This window comes from Nostoc sp. JL33 (genome assembly GCF_017114985.1).
In the GTDB taxonomy this organism is placed as follows: domain Bacteria; phylum Cyanobacteriota; class Cyanobacteriia; order Cyanobacteriales; family Nostocaceae; genus Nostoc.
Window position 1 is genome coordinate 1 of record NZ_JABXKP010000083.1, and the last position, 25,964, is coordinate 25,964.

A 25,964-nucleotide genomic window follows, 5' to 3' on the forward strand; every position below is an offset into this window, starting at 1 on the left:
GCTATTTTACCAATTAGAGGTTTTACTTAGCAAAGTTACCTTGGCAAACTACTAGGCTTTTAGAGAGATTTTCTACTTCTACCTCTTTGACGCTGTAGCGTGTTCCTTCAAAGAACCTGACATCTTGTTGGCTCAAAGCCAGTATATAGAAGCGACCATTACCATTTCAAATTGGTAGCAGTGGTTTGATGTGAAATCGGTCTGTAACCACGACCAACTCTTGAAAATCAATTGGCAGGGGATAATAGCGAAAAATATTGTCAGAAATAAAAATCGCCAGCCCTTGTCCGATTTGCTCCCAAAACTCTTGGGTATCAATTTCCTGGGATTTTTCTAATAATGCGATCGCATCTTCCTGTGTCAAACCCGCATCAATTAAACGAGCCTCTGCTTCCCTGACCAAATTTTTAAAGCGAATTGGGTTTTGTCGCACTTCTGGCCCGGCTGGGTGCGTTGGCATATAAATTGAAACACAATTTCCTTTTGGCTGTTCTATTAATGTCTTTATTTCCTCTTTAGAGATTAATTGCATATTATATCCCTCCTATCAAGGTGACCAGATACATCAGACCAGATCATCGATATTCAATGATCTGATAAAACGTTATTCTCAGATGGTGGCGGTTGAAGTCCAACCGTTTGCCTCTGAATTTATTTCACCTCAAGCAGGGTTTAGTTGCATCTTTCTTTTGATAGGCAATATTCATTCGGGGAATTACTAATTAAAACCTCCTTCTTTAAAAGCCAAAATCGCCAGGTTTATCAAATGTTTGGCGTGTTAGACTTTGCGCGTCCTGAGTTTATTCCTATTTTACTATCTGGTTGGCTAAGACCTAAAGTTACTCGTTTCATAATCCAGTACAAACCTGCAAGTACCCCAAAGGTGATAGTAATAATCACCAGGGGCTGTTTCCCAAGAATTTCTTCTACCCCTTTAGTGAGTACGGCATCGGGTTGAGTAATAAAATCCCAACTGTTGAAACGCAAAAACCGCCCCCAATAGACACCAACAGCACAGAGAAAATGTGTAATCAACTCAAAGCGCCAAATCCATTGGCTCTTGCCGATGCGATGTAAGTAGTAACCCCAATTAATTAACGAGATTACATAAGCTTCAAACCCACCGAAAATTACTAACAAATACACAGGAATGAGTACCAAAGTAATCATCCAAACCGATTGAATCGTGCGGATATCGTCTATCAGGTGAATTACATCAGTCAACAGATATGGTGCATTCGGTAAGAAAGCATAAAAAACTAAGAATCCTAGCCACCAAAGCCAAGAGCTAACACGCCGGAAGCGAAATAGCCACACACTCAAAGCTAAAGGTATAAAAGCCAGAAATAAATTCCAAGTCATCCAACTCATATTAATTCTCAAAACCTGCACAACTCTGGCTATCAATTCTTCTTTCATAGGTGCTAACTCAAAAGACGTTTGATTGATCTAGATTCACTCTTTAGTATTAGTGTTAACCTTAGTGATTGACTGATAAAATTTTTCTACCCCCTAAGAAAATTTATTTACTCCAAGACCAGACAAGGCTTTTGTGTCACTTAAAAGGAAATGCACAGTGATATATGTCTGAAATTTAAAGTTTTTATGTCTTTCATACTGGGGGATGAAATTTCTCAATCAGCTTAATTCACTAGTATAGCCAGAAAATCATCAGGGTAAAATCTACCACAGGAAGAAAGTCTGGGCGATAAAAACGCTGCTGAATAACTTTTTGAGGACTTTTTTTATGGGAATGTTGCCCCTGTCCTCGCTATTATATTGATTTAATTCTGTTCTACGACAGTTCCAGAAGCAGGCGAAAGTTTTTGCCAAGAGTGTAAAATAATTGCGCTATCCCTTGAGAACTAACGATGTTAAATAACTAACGCAGTATCACTCGACTACGGAGGCGATCGCTTGTTTGGGTAAGGTGGGTATTGTACATCTCTTGGCAGAATCTTGTGAACAAGTAGCTTGAATAAGGTTGGGGAGTGGGAGAGTAAAAATTGAAGAATTGAAGAATTGAAATTTAATCCCAAAGACGCTTTTACGTCGCTCTTTGTGGCGCTATCGTCAATCCCAAATCCTTGCATTGAATTGCCCAATCCCCCATGCCCAAATTGGATTATTCTGGCTGGCTACAATATTTATTCATTTGATTCATTAGCGTATCCGACTGCTTGCCAATAGTTGTAGCTATTGTCAGTGCTGAGTCAATTTCGGTTCTAGCCTTTTGGATTTTTTCTCTACCAGATTCCGAGGCTTCTGCTGTCTTAGTTGCACCAAGCGCCCTACCTGCCTTAGCGATCGCTTGACTGAGATTCTGAAAAATTTTCACAAAATTGCTTTGAAATCCTTTCAGCTTGGGGTCTGTTAACTTCAGTTCCCCAATCGATTTAGTCACAAATTCCAAATCTTTAGATAGCTGTAAGCTGGTGATCACTTGCGTTCCTTTATTTTTATCAATCAAAGAAGTTCCAGTATTCACAACTCGAATCAGTCGCTGGCACTGGGAAACTTTATTTTCGTTGCAACTAGTAATCAACAAAGCAATGCTCAGGCTCACAGGAGCAATAACGGTATATTTATGTAAAACAGACATTAACACCCCAATAGCATTAACAATTCAAAATTCTTGCATTAAAGACATTTGGTTCTACCGATCCCCTTAGCTCGACTTTATCCAAAATTAAGAACTCGGTTTTCTTTATCCGGCAAAAACCCTGGCTTTTTGGCAAATACTTTTTCTACGTCATAAATTATCGATGAAGATCAAAAAGTCAAACTGCCATTCTACAAAGGTTTGAGCTTATGTGTTTGCCTAAGCGTAAAAATCTAGGACTTACGCAAAAATCGCCAACTACGCTTAATTTATCGAACCGCCAAGACGCCAACTCTTCTCTACGAGAGGCTGCGCCAAGGAGACACTACGTGTAGCTTGTCGGACGCTCTTTGTACGCAAAGCGTCTCGTTAGAGAAGAACGCCAAGAATCGTAGAGTGTGCGTAAGTCCTAAAATGGATAAAGTCGAGCCAATATTACAGCAGAATTCAGGAGAAGCAGTGGGTTGGAGAGCCAGCACGGGCTAAACCCTAGCTATCCGCTAACAGCACGGGCTAACCGCCCCGAAGAAAGCTAACAGCACTCTTAAATACTTTGTATTTATTTCTCTACTAATAGTTCCAAGTCACATAGTCTTGATAAACTGTATATTTGCTGACTTAATGGTACAGTATTAGTTGTTTTTATAAAAAAAATATGTAAACGTCAGTAACTACCATAAAAATAAGTGGCTCAATTTAAAGTTTAGATAAAATTTAGGAAAATATTTTGAATTGAGGTGCGGGAATTACTAAAGTTTTCAGAAGAGCTAACTGTAACAAAAGTATTCATAAAGCTTTGAGTAATCAGGTTCAGTCAATAAGGCCAGCAAATATTTGGCTCTATTTCCTCCAGCCTTTACACATCCTCGTTCTGTAATATGAAATTATGAAGATAAACTCATCCAACTCGCTGTTAACAGTACCAACTGGGCCACTCAAGATTTCAGAGTTGCCGCCTAACGCAGTGGGTACAAGTGGTGAATATATCCATCTTTCTCTAGTAATTCCTACTTATAAAGAGCGTGACAACATCCAGAATGTGGTCAGTATATTGAGTCAGTTGCTGGATGAATCTATTCCCGGAAACTATGAATTGATTGTGGTAGACGATGATAGCCCAGATCGAACTTGGGAAATAGCACAATCCTTGACGACAGAATACCCCCAGTTGCGAGTGATGCGACGCCAACAGGAACGAGGGCTGTCTTCAGCAGTAATTCGTGGGTGGCAAGCAGCGACGGGGAGTATGTTGGGGGTGATTGATGGAGATTTGCAGCATCCACCAGAGGTGCTGATGCAACTGTTGCGTAGTGTTGAGCAGGGAGCAGATTTGGCAGTAGCGAGTCGTCATGTCGAAGGAGGCGGTGTCAGTAGTTGGAGTCTTGTTAGGCGTTTCTTGTCTCGTGGCGCTCAGTTGTTAGGCTTGGTGATTTTACCGGGGGTACTGGGCAGAGTTTCCGATCCGATGAGTGGTTATTTTATGGTGCGCCGGAGTGCGATCGCCAATGCAACACTCAATCCAGTCGGATACAAAATTCTTCTAGAGGTAATCGGGCGGGGAAAAGTAGATCAAGTTGCCGAAGTTGGGTATGTGTTCTGCGAACGCAAAGAGGGTGAGAGTAAGGTGACATGGAAGCAATATATAGATTACATTCATCACTTAGTACGGTTGCGGCTTTCTACAGGGGGGATAGGACGATTGAGTAGAAAAGTCAATTTCCCTATCGGTAGATTTCTCCGTTTTGGGTTGGTTGGCTTTAGCGGGGTATTTGTGGATATGACAGTGCTTTACTTGCTCAGTGATCCGACTACCTTGGCTTGGCCACTCACACGCAGCAAAATTATTGCTGGTGAGATTGCGATTTTAAATAATTTCTTCTGGAATGACGCTTGGACATTTGCTGATGTCAGTGCCAGACAGCAAGAATGGCATCAACGCCGGAAGCGGTTTGTGAAATTCAACGTCGTTTGCCTTGGTGGACTCCTATTGAATGTACTGATATTAAATTTGGTATACAATTTCATCATTCCTAATCGTTATATTGCCAACTTTATTGCGATCGCAGTTGCTACCATCTGGAATTTCTGGATTAATTTGAAACTCAGCTGGCGCGTCACCGACGTGAAATAATCACAACCAGGGATTTGAGATTTTGATTTTAGAACGAACTTAAATCTCAAACGTCAAATCTACAAATCCATTCCTGTGAGGATCGGCAATGAGAGTTATTTTCCAAGGTGCATTTTATTTTTACAGAAAAATTATCTCGTTGCTACCTGCCTATGCTACCCATTTCCTGCCTCTGGCAGATGCAAACTCTGGCTCACAAAACAAGCATTGGGATAATTTGCAGACTCGCCTCCCTCCTTTTTGGGTTCACCTCTTGCTGAACTTGATGTGGTTGATCATCGGCATCAGCTTGCGCCTAGCTAACTTGACTGGAAAACCTCCTTGGACTGATGAGTTTTCCACCTTGGTGTTTAGTTTGGGGAATAATTTTTTATCAGTACCCCTAGATCAAGCGATCGCAGCTGATATTTTATTGCAACCACTGCAACCAAACCCAGCAGCTAGTATTGGCGATGTGATTCATAACTTAGTTACACAAGATACCCATCCACCACTGTATTTTGTGCTGGCTTACCTGTGGATGAAATTATTTAAGAGCGAAGGAGGATTAGTATCGCTGTTTGGGGCGCGATCGCTACCAGCTTTAATCGGTGCTGCCTCGATTCCATCTGCTTACGTATTAGGTAGGGTAGCGTTTCGTTCGCCATTAGTGGGACACTTGGCTGCTGCGATGATCGCAGTATCACCCTACGCCATCTTTTTAGCACAAGAAGCACGCCATTACAGTTTGGCAGCCTTATGGGTAACAGCTTCTCTCACCTGTTTAGTAATTGCCACACGTCATATTCAAAACCGCACACCTTTACCCATCTGGGTAGCAGTTTCCTGGGTGGCAATTAATGCTTTGGGGCTTGCGACTCATTACTTTTTCAGCCTCACCCTCTGCACAGAAGCTATAGTTTTGATTTTTCTGGCTTGGCTTCAATTGCAGACTAGCAGCAAATTTTCTCTTTTCTTCTCTTCTGCCTGGCGGCGCATCTATGCCGTTGCAACAGGTACTTTTGTAGCGGGTTTAATTTGGCTACCAATCTTTTTAGAGAATAGAAATCGGAGTAATTTGACCGAGTGGATTCAAGGTTCGCGCGTCGGACTAGATTGGTTTAGCCCAATTTTTCAAGCTTTAGGAACATTGATTGCAATGATTTCCCTCTTGCCAGTTGAATCTTCACAGGTATTGGTTGTGATTCCTTCTGGACTGGTGATGCTGATTTTCTTTATTTGGGCAGTACCAATTTTGCTGCGTGGGATCAAGATTCAACTACAGCAACCAGAAAGCCGGATTATGATTCAGGTGTTTATTGGAGTGGTGATCAGTGCGATCGCTTTATTCTTTATCTTTACGTACTTTTTCGGAATCGATCTGACCAGGGGTGCTAGGTATAACTTTGTTTACTTTCCGGCGATCGTTATTTTACTAGGGGCAAGTCTTGCAGTTTGTTGGCAACCTCCCAAGGAATTGATCGGAAGAGAAAATGAGATAAAAAGCATCGGTAGATGGGGAATAAACGGTAAAAAAGCCGTGATGTTAATTTGGTTAATGGGATTTGTGAGTGCAGTTACAGTATTCTGCAATCTCGGCTATCAAAAATATTATCGCCCTGACCTGTTTGTGCAACTAATTCAACAAATATCCCCAGTGCCAGTACTGATTGCCACTACCCACAAAACTTATGTACACACTGGGGAAATGATGGGGGTAGCTAGGGAGTTTAAAGTTGCCAATTCACCCCAAAAACCTCTGTTTCTCCTTGCCCATCAAAATAAAGACCCGAATACTTCCACCATTGCTCTAGAAAATACTTTAAAGAAATTACCACGACCTTTTGACTTGTGGCTGGTAAACTTTCACGCACCTGTAGCAGAAAGCGTCAACACATGCGTTATCTCTGATACTCAATCTTTGCCAAGGGTGAACGGCTACGAATATAAACTTTATCATTGTCAGCAGAGTTAGTTTTCTGATAAACACTACACACTACTCGACTCAAAAATCTGTTGAGCAGTCAAATTCAACTCTGGTAAAATGGATGATTGAATGCGACTGCTATTCCTAAACTGACTAACTTGGTACTCACCCTCAACTAAAGAGTAGATTGAGATAGTTGGTTGTTTAGGATTGCCGATAAACCGCCTGCCTCCCAAAGCTGCATAATCTACAATCCAGTATTCTACGATACCTACTGCCTCATAATCAGCTGCTTTTTTTAAATAATCATCCCTCCAGTTGGTACTCACCACCTCAACGACTAACGGAATCGATGCTCCTTGGCTAACAGTAGATTCTTTTTTCCACAGAGGTTCATTCACTAAATTGGGCTGATTTAATATCAGCACATCTGGCGAATAAGCTGATTCGCTCTGGGTAGGTTTAATGAATGCCGTTTTGGGGATAAAATAAGGCAGTTTTAAACGTTTATATTCTGCAACTATTTCTCCAACTAAAAATCCCCGAATCTCTTCATGGTCGCCAGTGGGTGGTGGCATCTGGACTATTACTCCGTCATGTAATTCATAGCGTTTCTGTGAGTTTTCGGGATAGTCGGCAACAAACTCATCGAATGTAACTAGTTTGCGTAAGGCTTGAGTCATGATTTAAACTCTCGAATTTTAGCTAAAATAAATACATGGTAGAAAAACTCCCAGTTTTGAATTTTTTTTGAGAGAAACCATTACAACCCTTTCAAAGATGAATAATAACTGATTTTTTGCTAGCGTATTTTACAAATTTTTTGATGGGAATATCTGATATTTTGAGTATTTTAACTGATTTAGGACTGTAGAGACGTAGCACTGCTACGTCTCTACAAGGGTTCTGTGTAACGCATATTTAATTTCTGGAGATATCTAATGTAGATTACATATAGATTACAGAATCTCCCTGCGTGAACGTTGGGGAGTGTCAACCGCAGATGCATCTTGTAGAAGTTCCTCAAATATCGATATCCATAGGAGACTAGAGAAAGAAGAACCAAAACATATCTCATGGGTCTTGAAGCAGCGAAGGCTGTAAATAGCTAAGGAGGATTTATGCGTGCAGTACTAATGGCAGGCGGTTCGGGAACGCGGCTTCGCCCGTTAACTTGCGATTTGCCTAAACCGATGGTGCCGATTCTAAATCGACCAATTGCCGAACATATTATCAATCTGCTCAAACGACATCAAATTACAGAAGTTATTGCGACATTGCATTATTTACCTGATGTCTTGCGAGACTACTTTCAAGATGGCAGCGATTTTGGTGTCCAGATGACCTATGCCGTCGAAGAAGATCAGCCTTTGGGGACAGCAGGCTGTGTGAAAAACATTGCCGAACTTCTTGATGAAACCTTTTTAGTCATTAGTGGCGATAGCATCACAGATTTTGACCTCACCGCAGCGATCGCATTTCACAAACAAAATAAGTCAAAAGCTACTTTGATTTTGACCAGGGTTCCCAACCCGATTGAATTTGGGGTAGTGATTAGCGATAAAGAAGGACGGATTAATCGATTTTTAGAAAAACCCTCTAGTAGTGAAATTTTTTCCGATACCGTCAACACTGGTACTTACATTCTCGAACCAGAAGTTTTGGAATATCTGCCAGCAAACACTGAATGCGACTTTTCCAAAGACTTATTCCCCTTACTACTAGCAAAAGATGAGCCAATGTATGGTTACATTGCTCAAGGTTACTGGTGTGATGTTGGTCACTTAGATGCCTACCGCGAGGCTCAGTATGACGCTTTAGCTGGGAAAGTGCAACTAGATTGTGCCTACAAAGAAGTTTCCCATGAGTTATGGGTAGGCCAAAATACTTACATCGACCAGACGGCTGTGATTGAAGCCCCAGCAGTGATTGGTGACAATTGCCGCATCGGGGCAAGAGTACAGATTGAGGCAGGAACCGTAATTGGGGATAATGTGACTATTGGTGCTGATGCGAATCTCAAACGCCCGATAGTCTGGAATGGGGCAATCATTGGCGACGAAGCAGCTCTTTCTGCCTGTGTAATTTCCCGTGGCACTCGTGTAGACCGCCGCGCTCAAGTATTAGAAGCTGCTGTTGTGGGTTCGCTTTCCACGGTGGGAGAAGAAGCCCAAATTAGCCCAGGTGTGCGCGTTTGGCCTAGTAAAAAGATTGAGTCAGGGGCAATTTTAAACATTAACTTGATTTGGGGAAACACCGCCCAACGGAATTTATTTGGGCAACGTGGTGTGCAAGGATTAGCTAATATCGACATCACCCCAGAATTCGCCGTGAAATTGGGATCTGCTTACGGTTCTACCTTGAAACCGGGTTCTAAGGTAACGGTTTCCCGTGACCAGCGTAATGTCTCTCGGATGGTGACGCGATCGCTCATTGCTGGTTTGATGTCAGTAGGTGTTGATATTCAAAACCTCGATGCTACAGCTATCCCCATCGCCCGCACGGTTATACCCACAATGTCGGTAGCTGGTGGTATCCATGTGCGGGTACACCCCGATCGCCCCGATTACATTCTGATTGAATTCATGGATGCTAAGGGCATTAATATCTCCAAAGCCCTGGAGAAGAAAATTGAAGGGGCTTACTTTAAGGAGGATATGCGGCGGGCGCTAATTCATGAAATTGGCGATGTATCTTATCCTAGCCAAGTCATGGATCGTTACTGCACTGCTTTTGAGAAACTGTTGCATGTTCATACACTCCGCAACAGTCGCGCAAAAGTGGTGATTGACTATGTTTATGCGGTATCGGGGGCAGTTTTACCCCAAATGTTGGATAAATTTGGCGCTGATGCAGTGGTGTTGAATGCCAGTGTCAATAAAACGGCGATGTCAATTACTGACCGCGAAGGACTGCTGACTCAGTTAGGTCATGTAGTGGAGGCATTGAAAGCTAACTTTGGCGTGCAAGTATCGGCTAATGGAGAACAGCTAATTTTAGTTGATGAATCAGGCTTCCCAATTCGTGGGGAAATGTTAACAGCACTGATGGTAGACATGATATTAACGGCTAACCCCAGAGGAACAGTAGTAGTACCAGTTCATGCTTCCAGTGCTATTGAACAAGTCGCCCGCCGCCATGATGGCAGAGTGATTCGCACTAAAGCCAATCCTACAGCCTTAATGGAGGCTTGCCAGACAAATCAAAATGTGGTATTGGGAGGTAGTGGAGAAACTGGTTTTATTTTCCCGCAACTGCATCCGGGATTTGATTCTATGTTCTGCATTGCTAAGATAATTGAAATGTTGACTATACAGGAGCGATCGCTTGCTACTGCTCGGTCAGAATTGCCTCGTGTAATTCACAAAACTTATACAGTACGCTGCCCGTGGACAGCCAAGGGTGCTTTGATGCGTTACTTGGTAGAAACTCATCCAGCCCAAAACCTAGAACTCATCGATGGAGTGAAAGTTTGTCAACCCTATGATGACAGTTGGCTGTTAGTTTTACCAGATGCCAGCGAACCACTAGTGCATTTGTATGCAAATAGCAACGATCGCGATTGGGTAGATGAGACTATCAGAAACTACCGCAGCCGTGTCCAGACTTTTGTGGAAAGACAAGAAGAATATCAACCCGCCGAAGTGTAATTCGTAATTCGTAATGGGCTACGCCCCGCTTCTCTACGAGACACTTCGTGAACGCTAACGTAATTCGTAATTGAATTCTTTAATTACGAATTACGAATCTATTTTGTAGGAGCAATTACAGGGTCGTAGTTGGAATGGAATGCTGATGGCATTTGTCGCAGACTTCAGTAAATGCACAGTCTCCATCAGCTATTGAAAAACTCTAGCGACATCACCACCGCATCATCCGCATCTCGTCTGGTGATGATCGTATAGTCCGCATCTTCCGTCACCCGATCTAAAACTGTCTTCAGGCTATTTCTCGCCTCGCTAAAAGAGATAACTTTCATCTGGCGCGAACCTGTACTGTTTATTGTACAAGTCTAGCCTTTTCTTCAATTTGTTTCTTGAAGTAGTTCACAAAACTTTACCTTAGCTAGATGAAAATAATTTGCAATAACTCTGATAAGATATCTTCAGGCTTATTGATATAGATATTCATTAAGTCATTGATAATATTTCAGCTATTTGCAAACTTTTCAGGAGATAACGCTATATGTCGAAAAAAATCGGTCTGTTCTACGGTACTCAAACTGGCAACACTGAATCAGATGCTGAAAAAATTCAGGATGAGTTTGGTGGTGAGGTTGTAACATTACATCCCATTTACGAGGCGGATGCTACCACCTTTGATGAGTATGAATTGCTGATTATTGGCTCTCCCACTTGGGATATTGGTCAACTTCAGAGCGATTGGGAAGGCTTTTTCCCCGATCTGGATGAAATAGATTTTAATGGTAAGCTAATCGCCTATTTTGGTGATGGAGACCAATATGGCTATGCCGATAACTTCCAGGATGCAATGGGAATTTTGGAAGAAAAAATTTCCCAGCGAGGCGGTAAAACTGTTGGTTATTGGTCAACTGAGGGTTATGAATTTGAGAATTCTAGAGCTTTGAAAAATGGCAAGTTTGTTGGGCTGGCACTTGATGAAGGTAGTCAATCTGATTTAACAGACGAGCGAATTAAAACTTGGGTTGCTCAGTTGAAGACAGAATTTGGTTTGTAGAAAATCAACTTCAAGCCAGGGCGAATAGAATTCGCGGCTATACAAACGTACTCCTTTGGAGAACCCGTTCGCGTAGCGTCTCCGTCAGCAGAAGGGTAAACCGCCTGCGCGGAAATCATGAACAAGTGAGTGTTTGAAACCCACGGAGGTGGGTTTTGCCTGTATAGACGCGGTTTCTAACCGCCTTTTTAAGGTTAAGTTGGCCAAAATTGATAATTTAGAAGTTATAGGTATTTATGTCTGATTCATTTGATGTTCTGTGGTTAAATGCTAGTCCTATTTTGAAGCGTTTTGATAAACCATTACTTCAATACTTATCTGGGTATATAAGCATCGCCCAGTGGGAATACCAGCAAACCAAAGATGAAGCCAGTTCCATAGATCAAGCTGTGGAGTTGCTGTATGATTTTTTAGAATGGCGCGATCGCCCCGTGCATTTAGGAGGTCATGGGATGGGTGGTGCGATCGCCTTAACCTTTGCCCGTCGATTTCCTCAAAAAGTGCGATCGCTCACCCTGCTGGCTGTAGCAGCTCAACCTGCAAACAATTGGCACGCTCACTATTACTTTCAACGACAACTTTTTAGCATCAGCCGTGAGCTAATTTTAGCAAGTAACGTTCGCAGTCTTTTTGGAAATCAACCGCCTCATACCACTAAAAAGTTAGTAGCTGCCTTAGATAAAGATTTAGAACAATCTCCCTCGTCACACTCTTTATTTAAGTTGGTTTATTTACCCAAGGGTGGAGTTTCTATGCCAATGATGGTATGTGGTAGCAAGACTGATCCGGTAGTCAACTCAACTGTATTGCATGACTGGTTAAATTGGTTCAAGCCAGAAGATAAACTTTGGGAATGCCCAGAAGGATATCATTTTTTTCACTACTTCTATCCTCAACAGGTTGGTGAAGAGATTTTGAGTTTTTGGCAACACCACCATCCGCATCTAGTAGAAGCATCTGCACTATCTTTTAGCGGTTCTACAAATTAGTAAGATACAAGAGTGCGATCGCAATACGGTTCCGATAAGATCGCCCTGCCTGTGGCGACCCCCTTAAAAAGGGGGTAAAAGAGGGTCATTTCATTCTTTAGTGCATATGAGAAAAAATTGCTCAAGCAATACTGCTTTCCTTTGAATGTTGAAATCAGACAGATGTGCTGCGAGAACTTATCCGCAAGCTATCCAAATCAATTAATAAAAAGCCGGGAAACGAAGCACGGGGCTTTAGACCCAATTTTTCGGTAAACTATTTCAGACTTGTCTATTTCTTCAATTGCTGCACAAACGCATTATGTTCCGGTGACTTCAAACCCGCTTGCACCACCTCCAACACTCGCACCATCTGATTGTTTAACAGCGCCTCCACCTCTAACCACAAACCCGGAAACACCTGAGAGCGAATAATTCCATCTGCACCAGGAGATAGCAATCGATAGTCACCATCAATTAGGCAAAACCAGTCAATTTTATTCTCGTAAGATTGCCAGATTACGTACTCCAACACCCCATTACGGCGATAAACCTGCTTTTTGCTCCCTGTATCGATCGCCACGCTACTCGCTGCAATTTCAACAATTAATTCGGGAGATCCTTCAATGTAACCGTCGCTGCTCAAACGGGTTTGTCCGCCTGCGTCTGGTTCAATAAACAGCACTGCATCTGGTTGGGGTTCATTGTCTAAATCTAGTCTGACGGTTGGGGCATCACTTAAATCAACGCCAGGAGTCAGTGATTGGTAAACTCCTAACCAAGTTATGACTCGACTGTGGGGTTTGCCATGTTGCTCATGTCTTAAGGGAGATGCCACGTAAACGATTCCTTCAATCAGTTCTGCTTTGTTGATATGGGGTGCAGCCGCATAACGCCGTTCAAATTCAGGGCGAGTTAGGCGGTCGCCACTTTCAAGCGGAGGCAGATGTCTCTGGGCTGAGTACTCTCTAACCATTTGCCAATCCTTGGAGTTGCCGGATATTTCTGACTTTAGCAAACCTCAGTTATCAGTTAGGATTTCTTGATTTGCTGCTTTCCTTAAATTCCAAAAATCATAAAATGTGATGTTAACGTGAGTTCGACGAACCTCTCCCTGCCTTGAACTAAAGTTCAAGTCTGTCCCTCTCCGACTCGGAGAGGGACGGTTTTGCGTAGTAAAACCTTCTTAGAGGTTGTTTGAAAAGTATTGGGCGAATATAATTCGCTACTACAGAAACTCTCGTCCACCTCCGTGGAAAGCATGAAAAATCAAGGTTTTTAACCCACGGAGGTGGGTAAAGTCTCGTGTAGCCGCGACTTCTAGTCGCCCGGCTAGTAATAAATTAGACTTGTTCATTCATCCTCTTAGAGGTTTTTTAATTGAGCAAATTGGGTAAATATTATATGAGCAATCGAATTCACGTTAATGTTAATTGTCATCGTATGTTCTACTGTGCGATCGCTTACTCGCCTAAGTTAGACATCGCCGACAATTAATGCTGCATAACATAGTCCAACTAGCTATCATTAGCTAAGTGGGATGCCAGATAGATCGACGGCAATACCATTTAGTTAGCAGTCTTTATCAACTGCTTACACTCGCACCCATAAAAATTAGTTTGATCGACTTTCTATTCCCTGCTCTCTATTATGATATGCATTGGCTAAAAGTACTTTAAGTAAGTACGGGGTGCAAAAAATACAAAAAATTGTTCAAGGATTAAGATTAAGGATACGGCTATGGCAACCGAACAGTTAACTAGAGACAGTGATAATCTAGATTTAAATCAGCTACTAAGAACGCTGAATGCTGTAAAACAGGGTGACTTCTCTGCTCGGATGCCCATAGACCATACTGGTGTGGCGGGGAAAATAGCTGATACGCTCAATGATATTATTTATCAAAATGAGCGGATGGCGGCCGAACTACAACGGATTGGTAACGTTGTCGGCAAAGAAGGCAAAATTGCCGATCGCGCCTCTCTCGGAGATGTTCGTGGTTCTTGGTTAGATTGTGTTACTTCTGTCAATACTCTAATTACAGATTTAGTTCAACCAACAGCTGAAACTACTCGTGTAATTCGGTCAGTTGCTAATGGTGACTTATCGCAAACGATCGCTACAGAAATTGATGGACGACCTCTGCAAGGTGAGTTTCTCCAAACTGCTAATATCGTCAACACGATGGTAGATCGGCTTGGTTCTTTTGCATCGGAAGTAACAAGAGTTGCGCGTGAAGTAGGAACTGAAGGGAAATTAGGTGTTCAAGCCGAAGTGCAAGGTGTCGCTGGCACTTGGAAAGATTTGACTGATAACGTTAACTTGATGGCGGGTAATCTCACCGGACAAGTTCGCAACATTGCCGAAGTTGCCACTGCGATCGCAAATGGTGATTTATCCAAAAAAATCACTGTTAATGTGAAAGGCGAAATTCTGGAACTAAAAAACACCGTCAACACGATGGTGGATCAACTGAATTCTTTTGCATCGGAAGTAACGCGAGTTGCGCGTGAGGTGGGAACTGAAGGGAAGTTGGGCGTACAAGCCGAAGTTAAGGGTGTAGCAGGTACTTGGAAAGATTTAACTGACAACGTTAATTTGATGGCAGGAAATTTGACTGCCCAAGTGCGTAACATTGCGGAAGTGACAACGGCGGTAGCGAATGGCGACTTATCCAAGAAAATCACTGTTAATGTCAAAGGCGAAATTTTAGAGTTGAAAAACACCGTCAACATCATGGTGGATCAACTTAATTCTTTTGCATCGGAAGTAACAAGGGTTGCGCGTGAGGTGGGTGCTGAAGGAAAATTAGGCGGTCAAGCAGAAGTTCGCGGGGTAGCGGGTACGTGGAAAGACCTTACCGATAGTGTGAATTTCATGGCGGGAAGCTTGACGGCACAAGTGCGAAATATTGCGGAAGTGACAACGGCGGTTGCAAATGGCGACTTATCCAAGAAAATCACTGTGGATGTGAAAGGCGAAATACTGGAGTTGAAAAATACCATCAACACGATGGTGGATCAACTGAATTCATTTGCATCGGAAGTGACGCGAGTTGCGCGTGAGGTGGGAACTGAAGGGAAGTTGGGCGTACAAGCAGAAGTTCGCGGAGTTGCGGGTACTTGGAAAGATTTAACTGACAACGTTAACTTAATGGCGGGTAATCTCACCGGACAGGTGCGAAATATTGCCGAAGTTGCCACTGCGATCGCAAATGGTGATCTATCTAAAAAAATCACCGTCGATGTCAGAGGTGAAATTCTCGAACTCAAGAATACCATCAATATAATGGTGGATCAACTCAGTTCCTTTGCAAGTGAAGTAACAAGAGTTGCTCGTGAAGTGGGCAGTGAAGGTAAACTGGGTGTGCAAGCGGATGTGCGCGGTGTCGCTGGCACTTGGAAAGATTTAACTGATAGCGTGAACTTCATGGCGGGAAGTTTAACGGCACAGGTGCGGAATATTGCGGAAGTAACTACCGCGGTTGCAACAGGCGATTTATCCAAGAAAATTACCGTCGATGTCAAAGGTGAAATTTTGGAACTGAAAAACACCATTAACACAATGGTGGATCAACTCAATTCTTTTGCATCAGAAGTCACAAGGGTTGCGCGTGAGGTGGGAAGTGAAGGTAAACTGGGCGTGCAAGCAGAAGTGCGCGGCGTGGCTGGCACTTGGAAAGATTTAACTGACAGCGTGAATTTTATGGCGGGAAGCTTGACGGCACAGGTGCGAAACATTGCCGAAGTGACTACCGCCGTTGCAACAGGCGACTTATCCAAGAAAATCACCGTCGATGTTAAAGGTGAAATTCTGGAGTTGAAAAACACCATTAACACAATGGTGGATCAACTCAGTTCCTTTGCATCGGAAGTAACGCGAGTCGCGCGTGAAGTCGGAACTGAAGGTAAATTGGGTGTACAAGCGGATGTAAAAGACGTTGCGGGTACTTGGAAAGATTTAACTGACAGCGTAAACTTCATGGCGGGAAGCTTGACGGCACAGGTGCGGAACATTGCCGAAGTTACGACTGCGATCGCCAATGGTGATTTATCTAAGAAAATTACTGTTGCTGTTAAAGGCGAAATTCTGGAACTCAAGAATACCATAAATATAATGGTGGATCAACTCAACTCCTTTGCAAGTGAAGTCACAAGGGTTGCGCGTGAGGTGGGAAGTGAGGGTAAACTGGGCGTGCAAGCAGATGTGCGCGGCGTGGCTGGAACTTGGAAAGATTTAACTGACAGCGTAAACTTCATGGCGGGAAGTTTAACGGCACAGGTGCGAAACATTGCCGCCGTCACCACAGCTGTAGCTAATGGCGATTTATCTAAAAAAATCTCCGTTGATGTCAAAGGTGAAATTTTAGAGTTGAAGAACACCGTTAATACAATGGTGGATCAACTTAATTCCTTTGCAAGTGAAGTAACGCGGGTGGCGCGGGAGGTGGGAACTGAAGGGAAGTTGGGCGTACAAGCAGAAGTTAAAGGTGTAGCTGGGACTTGGAAAGATTTAACTGACAGCGTAAACTTCATGGCGGGAAGTTTAACAGCGCAGGTGCGAAACATTGCCGAAGTTACGACAGCTGTCGCAAACGGCGATTTATCCAAGAAAATTACCGTCGATGTGAAAGGTGAAATTCAGGAACTTAAAAACACCATTAATACAATGGTGGATCAGCTAAATTCTTTTGCATCGGAAGTTACCAGGGTTGCGCGTGAGGTGGGAACGGAAGGTAAATTGGGCGTGCAAGCTTACGTCAGAGGAGTTGCTGGAACTTGGAAAGATTTGACGGACAACGTTAACTCAATGGCGGGGAACCTCACCGGACAAGTTCGCAACATCGCGGAAGTTACCAAAGCGGTAGCGAATGGCGACTTATCTAAGAAAATTACCGTTGATGCCAAAGGCGAAATTTTAGACTTGAAGAACACCACCAACACAATGGTGGATCAACTTAGTTCCTTTGCAAGTGAAGTAACGCGGGTGGCGCGGGAAGTGGGAACTGAAGGGAAGTTGGGCGGACAAGCGCAAGTCCAAGGTGTAGCGGGGACTTGGAAGGATTTAACAGATAACGTTAACTCGATGGCGGGGAACTTAACGGCACAAGTGCGCGGTATCGCCAGAGTTGTAACCGCAGTTGCTAACGGTGACTTGAAACGGAAACTGATGCTAGATGCCAAGGGAGAAATTGAAACTTTGGCAGAGACAATCAACGAAATGATTGATACGCTAGCGACATTTGCCAATCAAGTAACCACAGTGGCGCGAGAAGTGGGAATTGAAGGGAAGTTGGGTGGACAAGCAAGAGTACCTGGGGCGGCTGGAACTTGGAAAGATTTGACGGATAATGTGAATGAACTTGCTGCTACACTGACAACTCAATTAAGAGCGATCGCAGAAGTTGCTACAGCTGTAACTAAGGGCGATTTAACTCGTTCAATTGCCGTCGAAGCATTAGGGGAAGTTGCGATACTCAAAGACAACATCAACCAAATGATTGCAAATCTGCGCGAGACAACGCAGAAAAACACCGAACAAGATTGGTTGAAAACTAACCTCGCCAAGTTTACCCGAATGCTGCAAGGTCAGCGAGACTTAGAAACCGTATCTAAACTAATTCTCTCAGAACTAGCACCCTTGGTAGGAGCGCAACACGGCGTATTTTTCCTGATGGAATCTGGGGAAAATATACCGTATTTGAAACTAATTAGTAGCTATGCTTACCGCGAACGCAGACATTTGGCTAACCGCTTCTATTTGGGTGAAGGTTTGGTAGGACAATGCGCTTTAGAAAAAGAGCGAATACTGATAACGGAAGTGCCAAGTGATTATGTCAGAATTGCTTCTGGTTTAGGAGAAGCGTCTCCACTTAATGCCGTGGTGTTACCTGTACTTTTTGAAGGACAGGTGACAGCAGTGATTGAATTAGCATCCTTCCGCCGCTTTAGTGAAATTCATCTGACATTCTTCGACCAACTTACCGAAAGTATAGCGATCGTCCTCAACACGATCGCAGCATCCATGCGAACTGAAGAATTACTCAAGCAGTCACAATCTTTGGCCGAAGAATTACAAACCCAGCAAAGCGAACTCCGGGAAACCAACAAGCGCTTAGAACAACAAGCGCAATCACTCAAAACCTCTGAAGATTTACTCAGAGGACAGCAAGAAGAACTGCAACAAACCAACGCCGAATTAGAAGAAAAAGCAGAGTTGTTGGCTATCCAGAAGAAAGAAGTCGAGCGCAAAAATCGGGAAATTGAACAAGCAAGACTTTCTTTAGAAGACAAGGCTGAACAACTCGCCCTCTCCTCAAAATACAAGTCAGAATTTCTCGCCAACATGTCCCATGAACTGCGGACACCGCTAAACAGCTTGTTAATTTTGGCGAAGTTGTTAACAGATAACGTTGATCGCAACCTTACGGCCAAGCAAGTCGAATACAGCCAAACAATTTACTCAGCAGGTAATGATTTGTTGGCGTTAATCAATGACATTCTGGATCTCGCTAAAATTGAATCTGGCACGATGTCCATTGACATGACCCAAATGCCCTTAGCAGACTTGGGCGATCAGATTGAGCGCACCTTCCGACAAATCGCTCAGAGCAAAAGACTTGCTTTCACAATTGAATTGACTCCCGAATTGCCAAACACCATCTATACAGATGTCAAACGCTTACAACAGGTGTTGAAAAATCTCCTCTCCAACGCTTTTAAATTTACAGAGCAAGGGGAGGTACGCTTACAGATTGCAGTGGCGAAGCAGGGATGGAGCAAAGACCAGGCAACTTTAAATCGCGCCCAGATTGTCATCGCCTTCTCAGTCAGCGATACAGGCATTGGTATTGCGCCCGACAAACAGAAAGTTATTTTCGAGGCATTTCAGCAAGCCGATGGCTCTACTAGTCGGAGATACGGCGGTACCGGATTGGGCTTATCAATTAGCCGTGAAATCGCCCGTCTCTTTGGCGGCGAAATTAAACTAATCAGTCAACCCGGTCAAGGTAGCACCTTTACATTCTACTTCCCACAATTGAGTTCTCAGTCACGAGTGCTGAGTCCTGAGTCTACATCAAAACTATTCCCCACTCCCCACTCCCCAATCAGTACAGACGCGATTAATCTCAGTACAGACGCGATTAATCGCGTCTCTACCCACTCGCCGCTTTTAAATGACGATCGCACTACTATCGGCATAGGCGATCGCGTGTTACTAATTGTCGAAGATGACGTTAATTTTGCGCGTATCCTGCTAGATATGGCGCAACAGCACGGATTCAAGGTAATCACTGCCCAAACCGGCAGTACAGGTTTGATGTTAGCGCAGCAATTCCAGCCTTCAGCCATTTTGCTAGATATCAGGTTGCCGGAAATGGATGGTTGGACGGTATTAGATCGTCTCAAACATGACCCAAATACGCGTCACATTCCTGTACATCTGATGACAGTTGAAGAAGGCAGACAACGCGGTTTGCAACTAGGAGCGATCGCATATCTGCAAAAGCCCTTAACCAGCGAGACAATATCCGAGGCGTTGACCAAAATTAAAGGTTTTGTTGAGCGTCAGGTGAAAAATTTGTTGGTAGTCGAAGACGACGACACTCAAAGGCTTAGTATTGTCGAGTTGATTGGTAACAGCGATGTTGCTACCACTGCGGTTGCCACGGGTACAGAAGCACTAGAAGCTATTCGCTCCCAGCATTTTGATTGTCTGGTTCTTGATTTAGGACTACCCGACATGACCGGGTTTGAACTGATCGAGCAGATAAAGATTTTACCTCACGGCAAAACTTTACCAATTATTGTCTACACAGGTAGAGAAATTAGCAAAACTCAAGAAACGGAACTCAGACGAATTGCCGAAACAATCATCATTAAAGATGTGCGATCGCCCGAACGTCTCCTCGATGAAACAGCATTATTTTTACACCGAGTCGAAGCAAATTTACCAGCACCCAAACGACAAATACTTGAACAACTGCACTCCATAGACTGCTTACTCGCTGGCAAGAAAGCGCTAATTGTAGACGACGATGTGCGTAATATCTTTGCGCTGACAAGTATGCTGGAGCGTTATCAAATAGAGGTTTTATATGCTGAAAACGGCAGCGAGGGGATTACCCTGTTGGAAAATACACCAGATATAGATGTCGTTTTGATGGACGTAATGATGCCAGAAATGGATGGTTACGAAACAACACGCTTAATCCGCCAAAACGAGCAATTTAAATCTTTGCCGATTATTGCACTGACCGCTAAAGCCATGCAAGGCGATCGCGAAAAGTGTATTGAAGCCGGTGCATCAGATTACATCACCAAACCCGTAGATACTGAGCAACTGCTTTCACTATTGCGCGTTTGGTTATACCGTTAACTGATATCTTGCGCCATTCTCGATCAGCCAACTAGCCCGCCTCAGACTTAAGTCTGAGGCTAATAGCCCAAGTCCACTCAAGTGGACTAAAACCGTTTACTAGTAGTCTTTAAACTACTTTAGCTATAAGCAAGAGTAATTCATTACTAGGCGATTGTTGGGACTAGTACCGCAAGGCGGAAGTCAAAAGTCAAAAGTCAAAAGTCAAAAAGCTTTAATTTTGGGCTTTCTGGCTGTAATGAAATAGTAGGTTTATTTACGCCATGCTGTACTAGTGCAAGATATCAGTTAACCGCAGAGAAAAGGGATTATGAAACACCTTGAGGGTAGAGTGGCATTGGTAACAGGTGCTACGCGGGGAATTGGTAGAGGAATTGCTATTGGCTTGGGTGAGGCTGGTGCAACTGTATACGTTACAGGCCGCAGCCTCAACAACTCTTCGAGTGATGCGGTTTCAGGGAGTCTTAGTGAAACCCAATCAGCCGTAGAAGAAGTCGGTGGTGTGTGCATTCCCGTCCAAGTAGACCACAGCGACGATCAGCAGGTGCGTTTACTGTTTGAGCGCATCCAAGATGAGCAAGATGGGCAAGTGGATCTACTGGTAAATAATGCTTACTCAGGAGTTCAGGCAGTAAAAGACGCTTATGGGCAGCCCTTTTGGGATTGTGACCCTAGTATTTGGGATGCTAGCAACAACGTTGGTCTTCGTAGCCACTATGTTGCAAGTGTTTTTGCTGCCCGAATGATGACCAAGCGTAACTCTGGACTAATTTGCACCATTTCTTCGTGGGGTAGTATGTCTTATCTTTTTAATACAGCATACGGTGTTGGTAAAGCAGCTTGCGATCGCCTAGCAGCTGATATGGCTGTTGAACTCAAACCCTATAATGTCGCTTCTGTGTCAATTTGGCCAGGTATTGTTGGTACTGAGCTTTTTTCCCGTTTTGCTTCTGAGATGAATCAAACCAATGATACTGACCAAAAAAACTCATTTCTGAGCGATCGCTACAACTGGGAAACTCCCTTATTAACCGGACGGGCGATCGCTGCACTTGCTAGTGAGCCAAATCTCATGCGCCGTACAGGACGTGTGCAGATTGTTGCCGAACTAGCCAAGCAATATGGAATTGTAGATGAAAATGGCGATTGCCCTGCATCGCTACGTTCTTTGCGTTTTGTGTTGCCGACTGCGTTACCTGTACTGAGAAAGTACTCATGGCTCATACCTGACATTAAAGTGCCGTGGTCACTGCTGCTACTGAGTGCCCTTAGCTCGCCTAAGATTTAATGAGCATTGGGCAAGGATGATATCATCTCCGGCTAATTAGTTGTCATTGCGAACACTTCGTTGCACTCGCAATCACATATTGTAAGGAACATGGATTAAATAAAATGCAAAACTTCATCCTGTCTCTAGCTTCCCTCTCCAATATATCGGAGAGGGATTGAGGGTGAGGTAAACCAGGGACATAAATTGTATCTTATTTAATTCTTATTCCTAAGTGATTAGGCGGTCATGATATGAATGAGTCTTTTGAACTGGATGAATCCACCTTTGATACTTATTAATGAGTCTTTTAGCTCCGTTCATCCACCTTTGATTTCTACAAGCCGCACACTCGTGACTTCTAGTCATGAGTTATACCGTTTTACTTTAATAATGATAGGACTTACGCACGAGTTACGATTTATCTGAAAGCAAGCTGTGCGCGAACAAATAGCCTTAACATCCTGACTATGCATACTCTTGAATTAATTGTTTAAACCTCTCATCATCTCGAATTGGGTCTAAAAAACGACTGGACAACATATCTTTACTTACGCTTGAGGGGTCTAAGCTTATAGCTTTTCGGAGATTTTCAACTGCTAAATCTGCATTTTTTAGTGTCGCAGAATGAAACGCTTTATTTTTGTAAGCCTGTGGCTTGTCAGGTGCAAGTTCTATCGCTTTATTGATAGAAGCCTCAGCTTCCTCATACCGCCCCAGCATATCGAGCGGAAAGATTCTATTAACCCAGGGATCATAGTAATTTGGCTCAATCTGGATCGATTTCTCATAACAATCTAAGGCTTCTTGATATCGTCCTAACGCATTAAGAGTATTACCCTTACCATTCCAGGCATTTGCATCGTCAGACCGAATCTCAATCGCTTTATTATAAATGTCTAGAGCCTCTTCATATTTTTTTAATTGTCTTAAAGCCTTGCCTTTTCCAATCCAAGCTTCAAAATTTGAGGGCCGGATTTGAATAGCTTTATCATAGGCATCAACTGCTTCTGAATAGCCTCCTGCAAATAAAAAAGCATCACCTTGAATAACATAGCTCATACTTCATAATATATAGAATTTTTCTGAAACCGCGTCTACCTTGAAAACCATAGTTTTGTTGTGATTAGGTAAAGCTTATAATTCCAGCTACGACCGAATCATAGCATTCTGCTGAAAAACTACAGGTTTCAAAATGGACAAGGTTTAAATATCGAAATTATACCAGAACTTATCCATCTTTGTACCAATATAAACGATAGACGGCTCCTATAGTCGAAGGTGTCTACCATCTAGTATGAGCGATCGCTAAGTACAGCATTTCATTAATTCGTAGCAAATTCTCTTTATGCCTCTGCGCTTCCCTCTGCACTCCTACCCTGCGGGAAGGCGTTCGCGTAGCGTCTCGTAGAGAAGCGCCTATGCGTTTAAATTTCAACCCTCAATTGCCTTGAGATTATAAAACTTTGTATGCTGAATTAATAGGTCTTAAGAGTTCTTTTAAAACTGGTGCAAGAAGATTTTAGGCTAATTGTTGATTTAGTTTTAGTTTTAGGCGTAGCAGCCTGTGGCGGACTGTTGGCGGCACTTTTGCGACAACCCGTGCTGCTGGGGTATCTGATTGGCGGGATGATCATTGGCCCAGCCGGACTGGGATTGATTAAAGAACTTATCCAAGTAGAGACTCTGGCACAGTTCGGTGTCGCCTTTTTGTTATTCGCCTTGGGTGTAGAATTTTCCTTTGCGGAACTCAAGAAAGTAAAAGCGATCGCTCTTGGCGGAGGTGGACTCCAGATTGCTTTGACGATTTTGGTCACAGTTGTGGTATGCGGGTTAACCGGAGCCTGGGGAGCGTTACCTGCTAAGGGGATGTTTTTGGGGTGTATTTTGTCCTTGTCTTCCACAGCCGTTGTCCTCAAGTGCTTGATGGAGCGCAACGAAACCGAAACCCCTCACGGGCAAGTCATGCTAGGGATTTTGGTAGTACAAGACTTAGCACTAGGACTGATGTTAGCAGTCTTACCAGCCCTCAACCAACCAGCAGAAACTATTGGCATCGCTGTGCTAACAGCCCTAGCTTTGATTGGTTTATTTGCTGCTGGGGCAGTAGCTGCGGGGATTTGGCTGATACCGCCTTTGTTGCGACTGTTAGCCGGTACCGAAAGCAAAGAACTATTTTTATTAGGTGTTGTAGCTCTATGTTTGGGCATTGCTTTGTTGACAGAGCATTTGGGGCTGTCAATTGAGATGGGGGCATTTGTCGCAGGTTTGATGATTTCTGAGGTGGAGTACGCCGATCAAACCCTGACTTATGTGGAACCACTGCGAGATATCTTTGCCGCTTTATTTTTTGCTGCCATTGGGATGTTAATTGACCCAGTGTTTTTGTGGAACAACCTAGAATTGATTTTGGGGTTGGTGGCAATAGTTTTCGTAGGTAAATTTTTGATTATCACGCCCCTAGTAAAGCTATTCCGCTACCCTTTAAAAACAGCGATAATCGCCGGTTTGGGACTAGCACAAATTGGGGAATTTTCCTTTGTTCTCGCCAGTGAAGGGCAGTCTTTGGGGTTGGTGTCTCGACAAATATACTTATTAATTTTGGGAACCACCGCAGTCACTCTCATGCTTACTCCCTTTGTCCTGCGGTTAGTGCCATTTTTATTTAACTTTGCCGAATCAATGCCTTGGTTAAAACCGTATTTAGAAGAACAAGAGGCGCGGGATGTGTCAGAAGATTTGCCCTTCAAAGACCATGTGGTAGTCTGCGGTTATGGGCGAGTCGGCAAAAATTTGGTGAAGTTATTGCTGCAACACCACCTGCCTGTGGTAGTAATCGACCAATCAGAGAGTACAATTCAGCAGTTGCGTGAGGCTGGGGTGTCTTATGTCTATGGCAATTGCGTGAGTTTACATGTTCTGGAAACCGCCGGGGTGAATCATGCCAAAGGAATGGCGATCGCACTCCCTGACCCCATGAGTACCCGTCTTTGCTTGAAACGCGCTTTGGAATTGCGCCCAGAATTAGATTTAGTTGTCCGTGCTACCCAGGATAAAAATATTGAGGTGCTGTATCAATTGGGAGCGAAAGAAGTTGTGCAACCAGAGTTTGAAGCCAGCTTAGAAATGGCAACTCATTTATTAACTAGCTTAGGCTTGTTGTCGCCAGATGTCGTCCAACGCCAAATGCAGCAAATCCGCAACGATCATTATTTAGAATTGCGGCCAGAGCGTTCGGCTATTGAAGTTGCTCGTGATTTGCGCCAAGCAACCCGCGATTTAAATCAGCGCTGGTATCCTTTACCAGCTGATTCGCCCCTAATTGGCATGAGCATAGAAGAATCAGATATGCGCTACTTAACAGGAGCGAGTTTGATGGCAATTCGCCGCGCTAACGGCGATGAAATCGATTATCCCAATAATCAAACCAAATTGGCACAAGGCGATCGCTTGCTGGTAGTGGGAGCAGATGAAGAACTGGCGGCTTTGGCAGAATTCGCAAAAGGACAGGCGGCTGTTCCCGGAGAAAATAGTGCTTGTCAGTGGGTTACAGTTAATGCAAATGGGCCAACACTAGGTAAGACCCTTGCAGATTTAGATATCGGCAACCAATATGGAGTGCAAGTACAGGCAATCCGGCGAGATGGCAAGTTTATTCGCTATCCTGATGGCGGCATGGACTTACGAGTTGGCGACCAAGTATTGTTATGTGGTAGTTTGACAGGTCTGAGTCAACTAGAAGAATTATTTGCGATCGCAAGTTCAGCACCCCTTTCTATCCCAGTAGTGAAAGCTGCTGAGGCAGAAGCGCTCAAAGAGTTTCTGCCTATGGATAATTGGCGAGAATAATCATTAGTTGTGATCTTTAGGTAGGTGTAATCGCGCACATATCTTGCTTGCGCGGTATTGGCTCACAGCATCAATTTACTCTGTATTTGTATTCTAGCTTAGTGTTTAGTTCTAAGCTAGAGTGGACTATAGAACACTCGGCCCTGCATCTCACTCAATCGACA

16 protein-coding genes and 1 pseudogene are annotated in these 25,964 nt (G+C 43.6%); 8 read left to right on the forward strand and 9 right to left on the reverse strand.

Annotated elements, in window-relative coordinates:
• Positions 1 to 52: 52 nt before the first annotated feature.
• The 3 genes and pseudogenes from HWQ23_RS24895 to HWQ23_RS24905 all read right to left on the reverse strand — a co-directional run.
• Positions 53 to 532 (reverse strand): annotated as a pseudogene (locus tag HWQ23_RS24895) (baeRF7 domain-containing protein); the annotation flags it as partial.
• 230 nt (positions 533 to 762) lie between these two features.
• Complete coding sequence (locus tag HWQ23_RS24900) at positions 763 to 1,419, reverse strand: DUF1361 domain-containing protein (RefSeq protein ID WP_292834244.1); 657 nt, start codon at positions 1,417 to 1,419, stop codon at positions 763 to 765.
• A gap of 706 nt (positions 1,420 to 2,125) precedes the next feature.
• Positions 2,126 to 2,602, reverse strand: coding sequence for a hypothetical protein (locus HWQ23_RS24905; protein ID WP_292834247.1), 477 nt, complete (start codon positions 2,600 to 2,602; stop codon positions 2,126 to 2,128).
• 886 nt (positions 2,603 to 3,488) lie between these two features.
• Here HWQ23_RS24905 and HWQ23_RS24910 point away from each other — a divergent pair.
• Complete coding sequence (locus tag HWQ23_RS24910; protein ID WP_292834250.1) at positions 3,489 to 4,733, forward strand: glycosyltransferase; 1,245 nt, start codon at positions 3,489 to 3,491, stop codon at positions 4,731 to 4,733.
• A 265-nt stretch (positions 4,734 to 4,998) separates the two neighbouring features.
• Positions 4,999 to 6,687 carry a glycosyltransferase family 39 protein gene (locus tag HWQ23_RS24915; protein ID WP_292834417.1) on the forward strand — a complete coding sequence of 563 codons (1,689 nt, stop codon included), beginning with the start codon at positions 4,999 to 5,001 and terminating at the stop codon, positions 6,685 to 6,687.
• A gap of 14 nt (positions 6,688 to 6,701) precedes the next feature.
• Here HWQ23_RS24915 and HWQ23_RS24920 read toward each other — a convergent pair whose 3' ends face one another.
• The gene (locus HWQ23_RS24920; protein WP_292834253.1) at positions 6,702 to 7,322 is read right to left on the reverse strand and encodes a Uma2 family endonuclease; all 621 of its coding nucleotides are present in this window, start codon (positions 7,320 to 7,322) and stop codon (positions 6,702 to 6,704) included.
• Positions 7,323 to 7,760: 438 nt separating this feature from the next.
• On the opposite strand from HWQ23_RS24920, the gene HWQ23_RS24925 reads away from it, so the two are divergent.
• Positions 7,761 to 10,289, forward strand: a complete 2,529-nt coding sequence (locus tag HWQ23_RS24925) for a mannose-1-phosphate guanyltransferase (RefSeq protein WP_292834256.1) — start codon at positions 7,761 to 7,763, stop codon at positions 10,287 to 10,289.
• A gap of 185 nt (positions 10,290 to 10,474) precedes the next feature.
• On the opposite strand, the gene HWQ23_RS24930 is transcribed toward HWQ23_RS24925, so the two are convergent.
• Positions 10,475 to 10,618, reverse strand: coding sequence for a type II toxin-antitoxin system Phd/YefM family antitoxin (locus HWQ23_RS24930; RefSeq protein ID WP_292834260.1), 144 nt, complete (start codon positions 10,616 to 10,618; stop codon positions 10,475 to 10,477).
• Between the two features lie 206 nt (positions 10,619 to 10,824).
• Here HWQ23_RS24930 and fldA point away from each other — a divergent pair, with 206 nt between their 5' ends.
• Both fldA and HWQ23_RS24940 read left to right on the forward strand, forming a co-directional pair.
• Positions 10,825 to 11,337: a flavodoxin FldA gene (gene fldA / locus HWQ23_RS24935; protein WP_292834263.1), complete on the forward strand. Its 513-nt coding sequence runs from the start codon at positions 10,825 to 10,827 to the stop codon at positions 11,335 to 11,337.
• 236 nt (positions 11,338 to 11,573) lie between these two features.
• Positions 11,574 to 12,326 carry an alpha/beta fold hydrolase gene (locus HWQ23_RS24940; protein WP_292834266.1) on the forward strand — a complete coding sequence of 251 codons (753 nt, stop codon included), beginning with the start codon at positions 11,574 to 11,576 and terminating at the stop codon, positions 12,324 to 12,326.
• A gap of 271 nt (positions 12,327 to 12,597) precedes the next feature.
• Here the strand turns inward: HWQ23_RS24940 and HWQ23_RS24945 are convergent, their stop codons facing one another.
• On the reverse strand, positions 12,598 to 13,281 hold the full coding sequence (locus HWQ23_RS24945; RefSeq protein ID WP_292834268.1) for a Uma2 family endonuclease: 684 nt from the start codon (positions 13,279 to 13,281) through the stop codon (positions 12,598 to 12,600).
• A 252-nt stretch (positions 13,282 to 13,533) separates the two neighbouring features.
• Positions 13,534 to 13,662 (reverse strand): hypothetical protein, encoded by a 129-nt coding sequence (locus HWQ23_RS24950; RefSeq protein WP_292834271.1) that lies wholly within the window; start codon positions 13,660 to 13,662, stop codon positions 13,534 to 13,536.
• A 383-nt stretch (positions 13,663 to 14,045) separates the two neighbouring features.
• On the opposite strand from HWQ23_RS24950, the gene HWQ23_RS24955 reads away from it, so the two are divergent.
• Both HWQ23_RS24955 and HWQ23_RS24960 read left to right on the forward strand, forming a co-directional pair.
• Entirely contained in the window at positions 14,046 to 20,684 is a 6,639-nt protein-coding gene (locus HWQ23_RS24955) for a HAMP domain-containing protein (protein ID WP_292834274.1), read from the forward strand.
• 310 nt (positions 20,685 to 20,994) lie between these two features.
• Positions 20,995 to 21,972, forward strand: coding sequence for an SDR family NAD(P)-dependent oxidoreductase (locus tag HWQ23_RS24960; RefSeq protein ID WP_292834276.1), 978 nt, complete (start codon positions 20,995 to 20,997; stop codon positions 21,970 to 21,972).
• A gap of 447 nt (positions 21,973 to 22,419) precedes the next feature.
• On the opposite strand, the gene HWQ23_RS24965 is transcribed toward HWQ23_RS24960, so the two are convergent.
• Together HWQ23_RS24965 and HWQ23_RS24970 are read right to left on the reverse strand one after the other, a co-directional pair.
• On the reverse strand, positions 22,420 to 23,013 hold the full coding sequence (locus HWQ23_RS24965; protein WP_292834279.1) for a tetratricopeptide repeat protein: 594 nt from the start codon (positions 23,011 to 23,013) through the stop codon (positions 22,420 to 22,422).
• Between the two features lie 223 nt (positions 23,014 to 23,236).
• Complete coding sequence (locus HWQ23_RS24970; RefSeq protein ID WP_292834282.1) at positions 23,237 to 23,389, reverse strand: hypothetical protein; 153 nt, start codon at positions 23,387 to 23,389, stop codon at positions 23,237 to 23,239.
• Positions 23,390 to 23,460: 71 nt separating this feature from the next.
• On the opposite strand from HWQ23_RS24970, the gene HWQ23_RS24975 reads away from it, so the two are divergent.
• Positions 23,461 to 25,800: a monovalent cation:proton antiporter family protein gene (locus HWQ23_RS24975; RefSeq protein ID WP_292834285.1), complete on the forward strand. Its 2,340-nt coding sequence runs from the start codon at positions 23,461 to 23,463 to the stop codon at positions 25,798 to 25,800.
• The last annotated feature ends 164 nt before the right edge of the window (positions 25,801 to 25,964 follow it).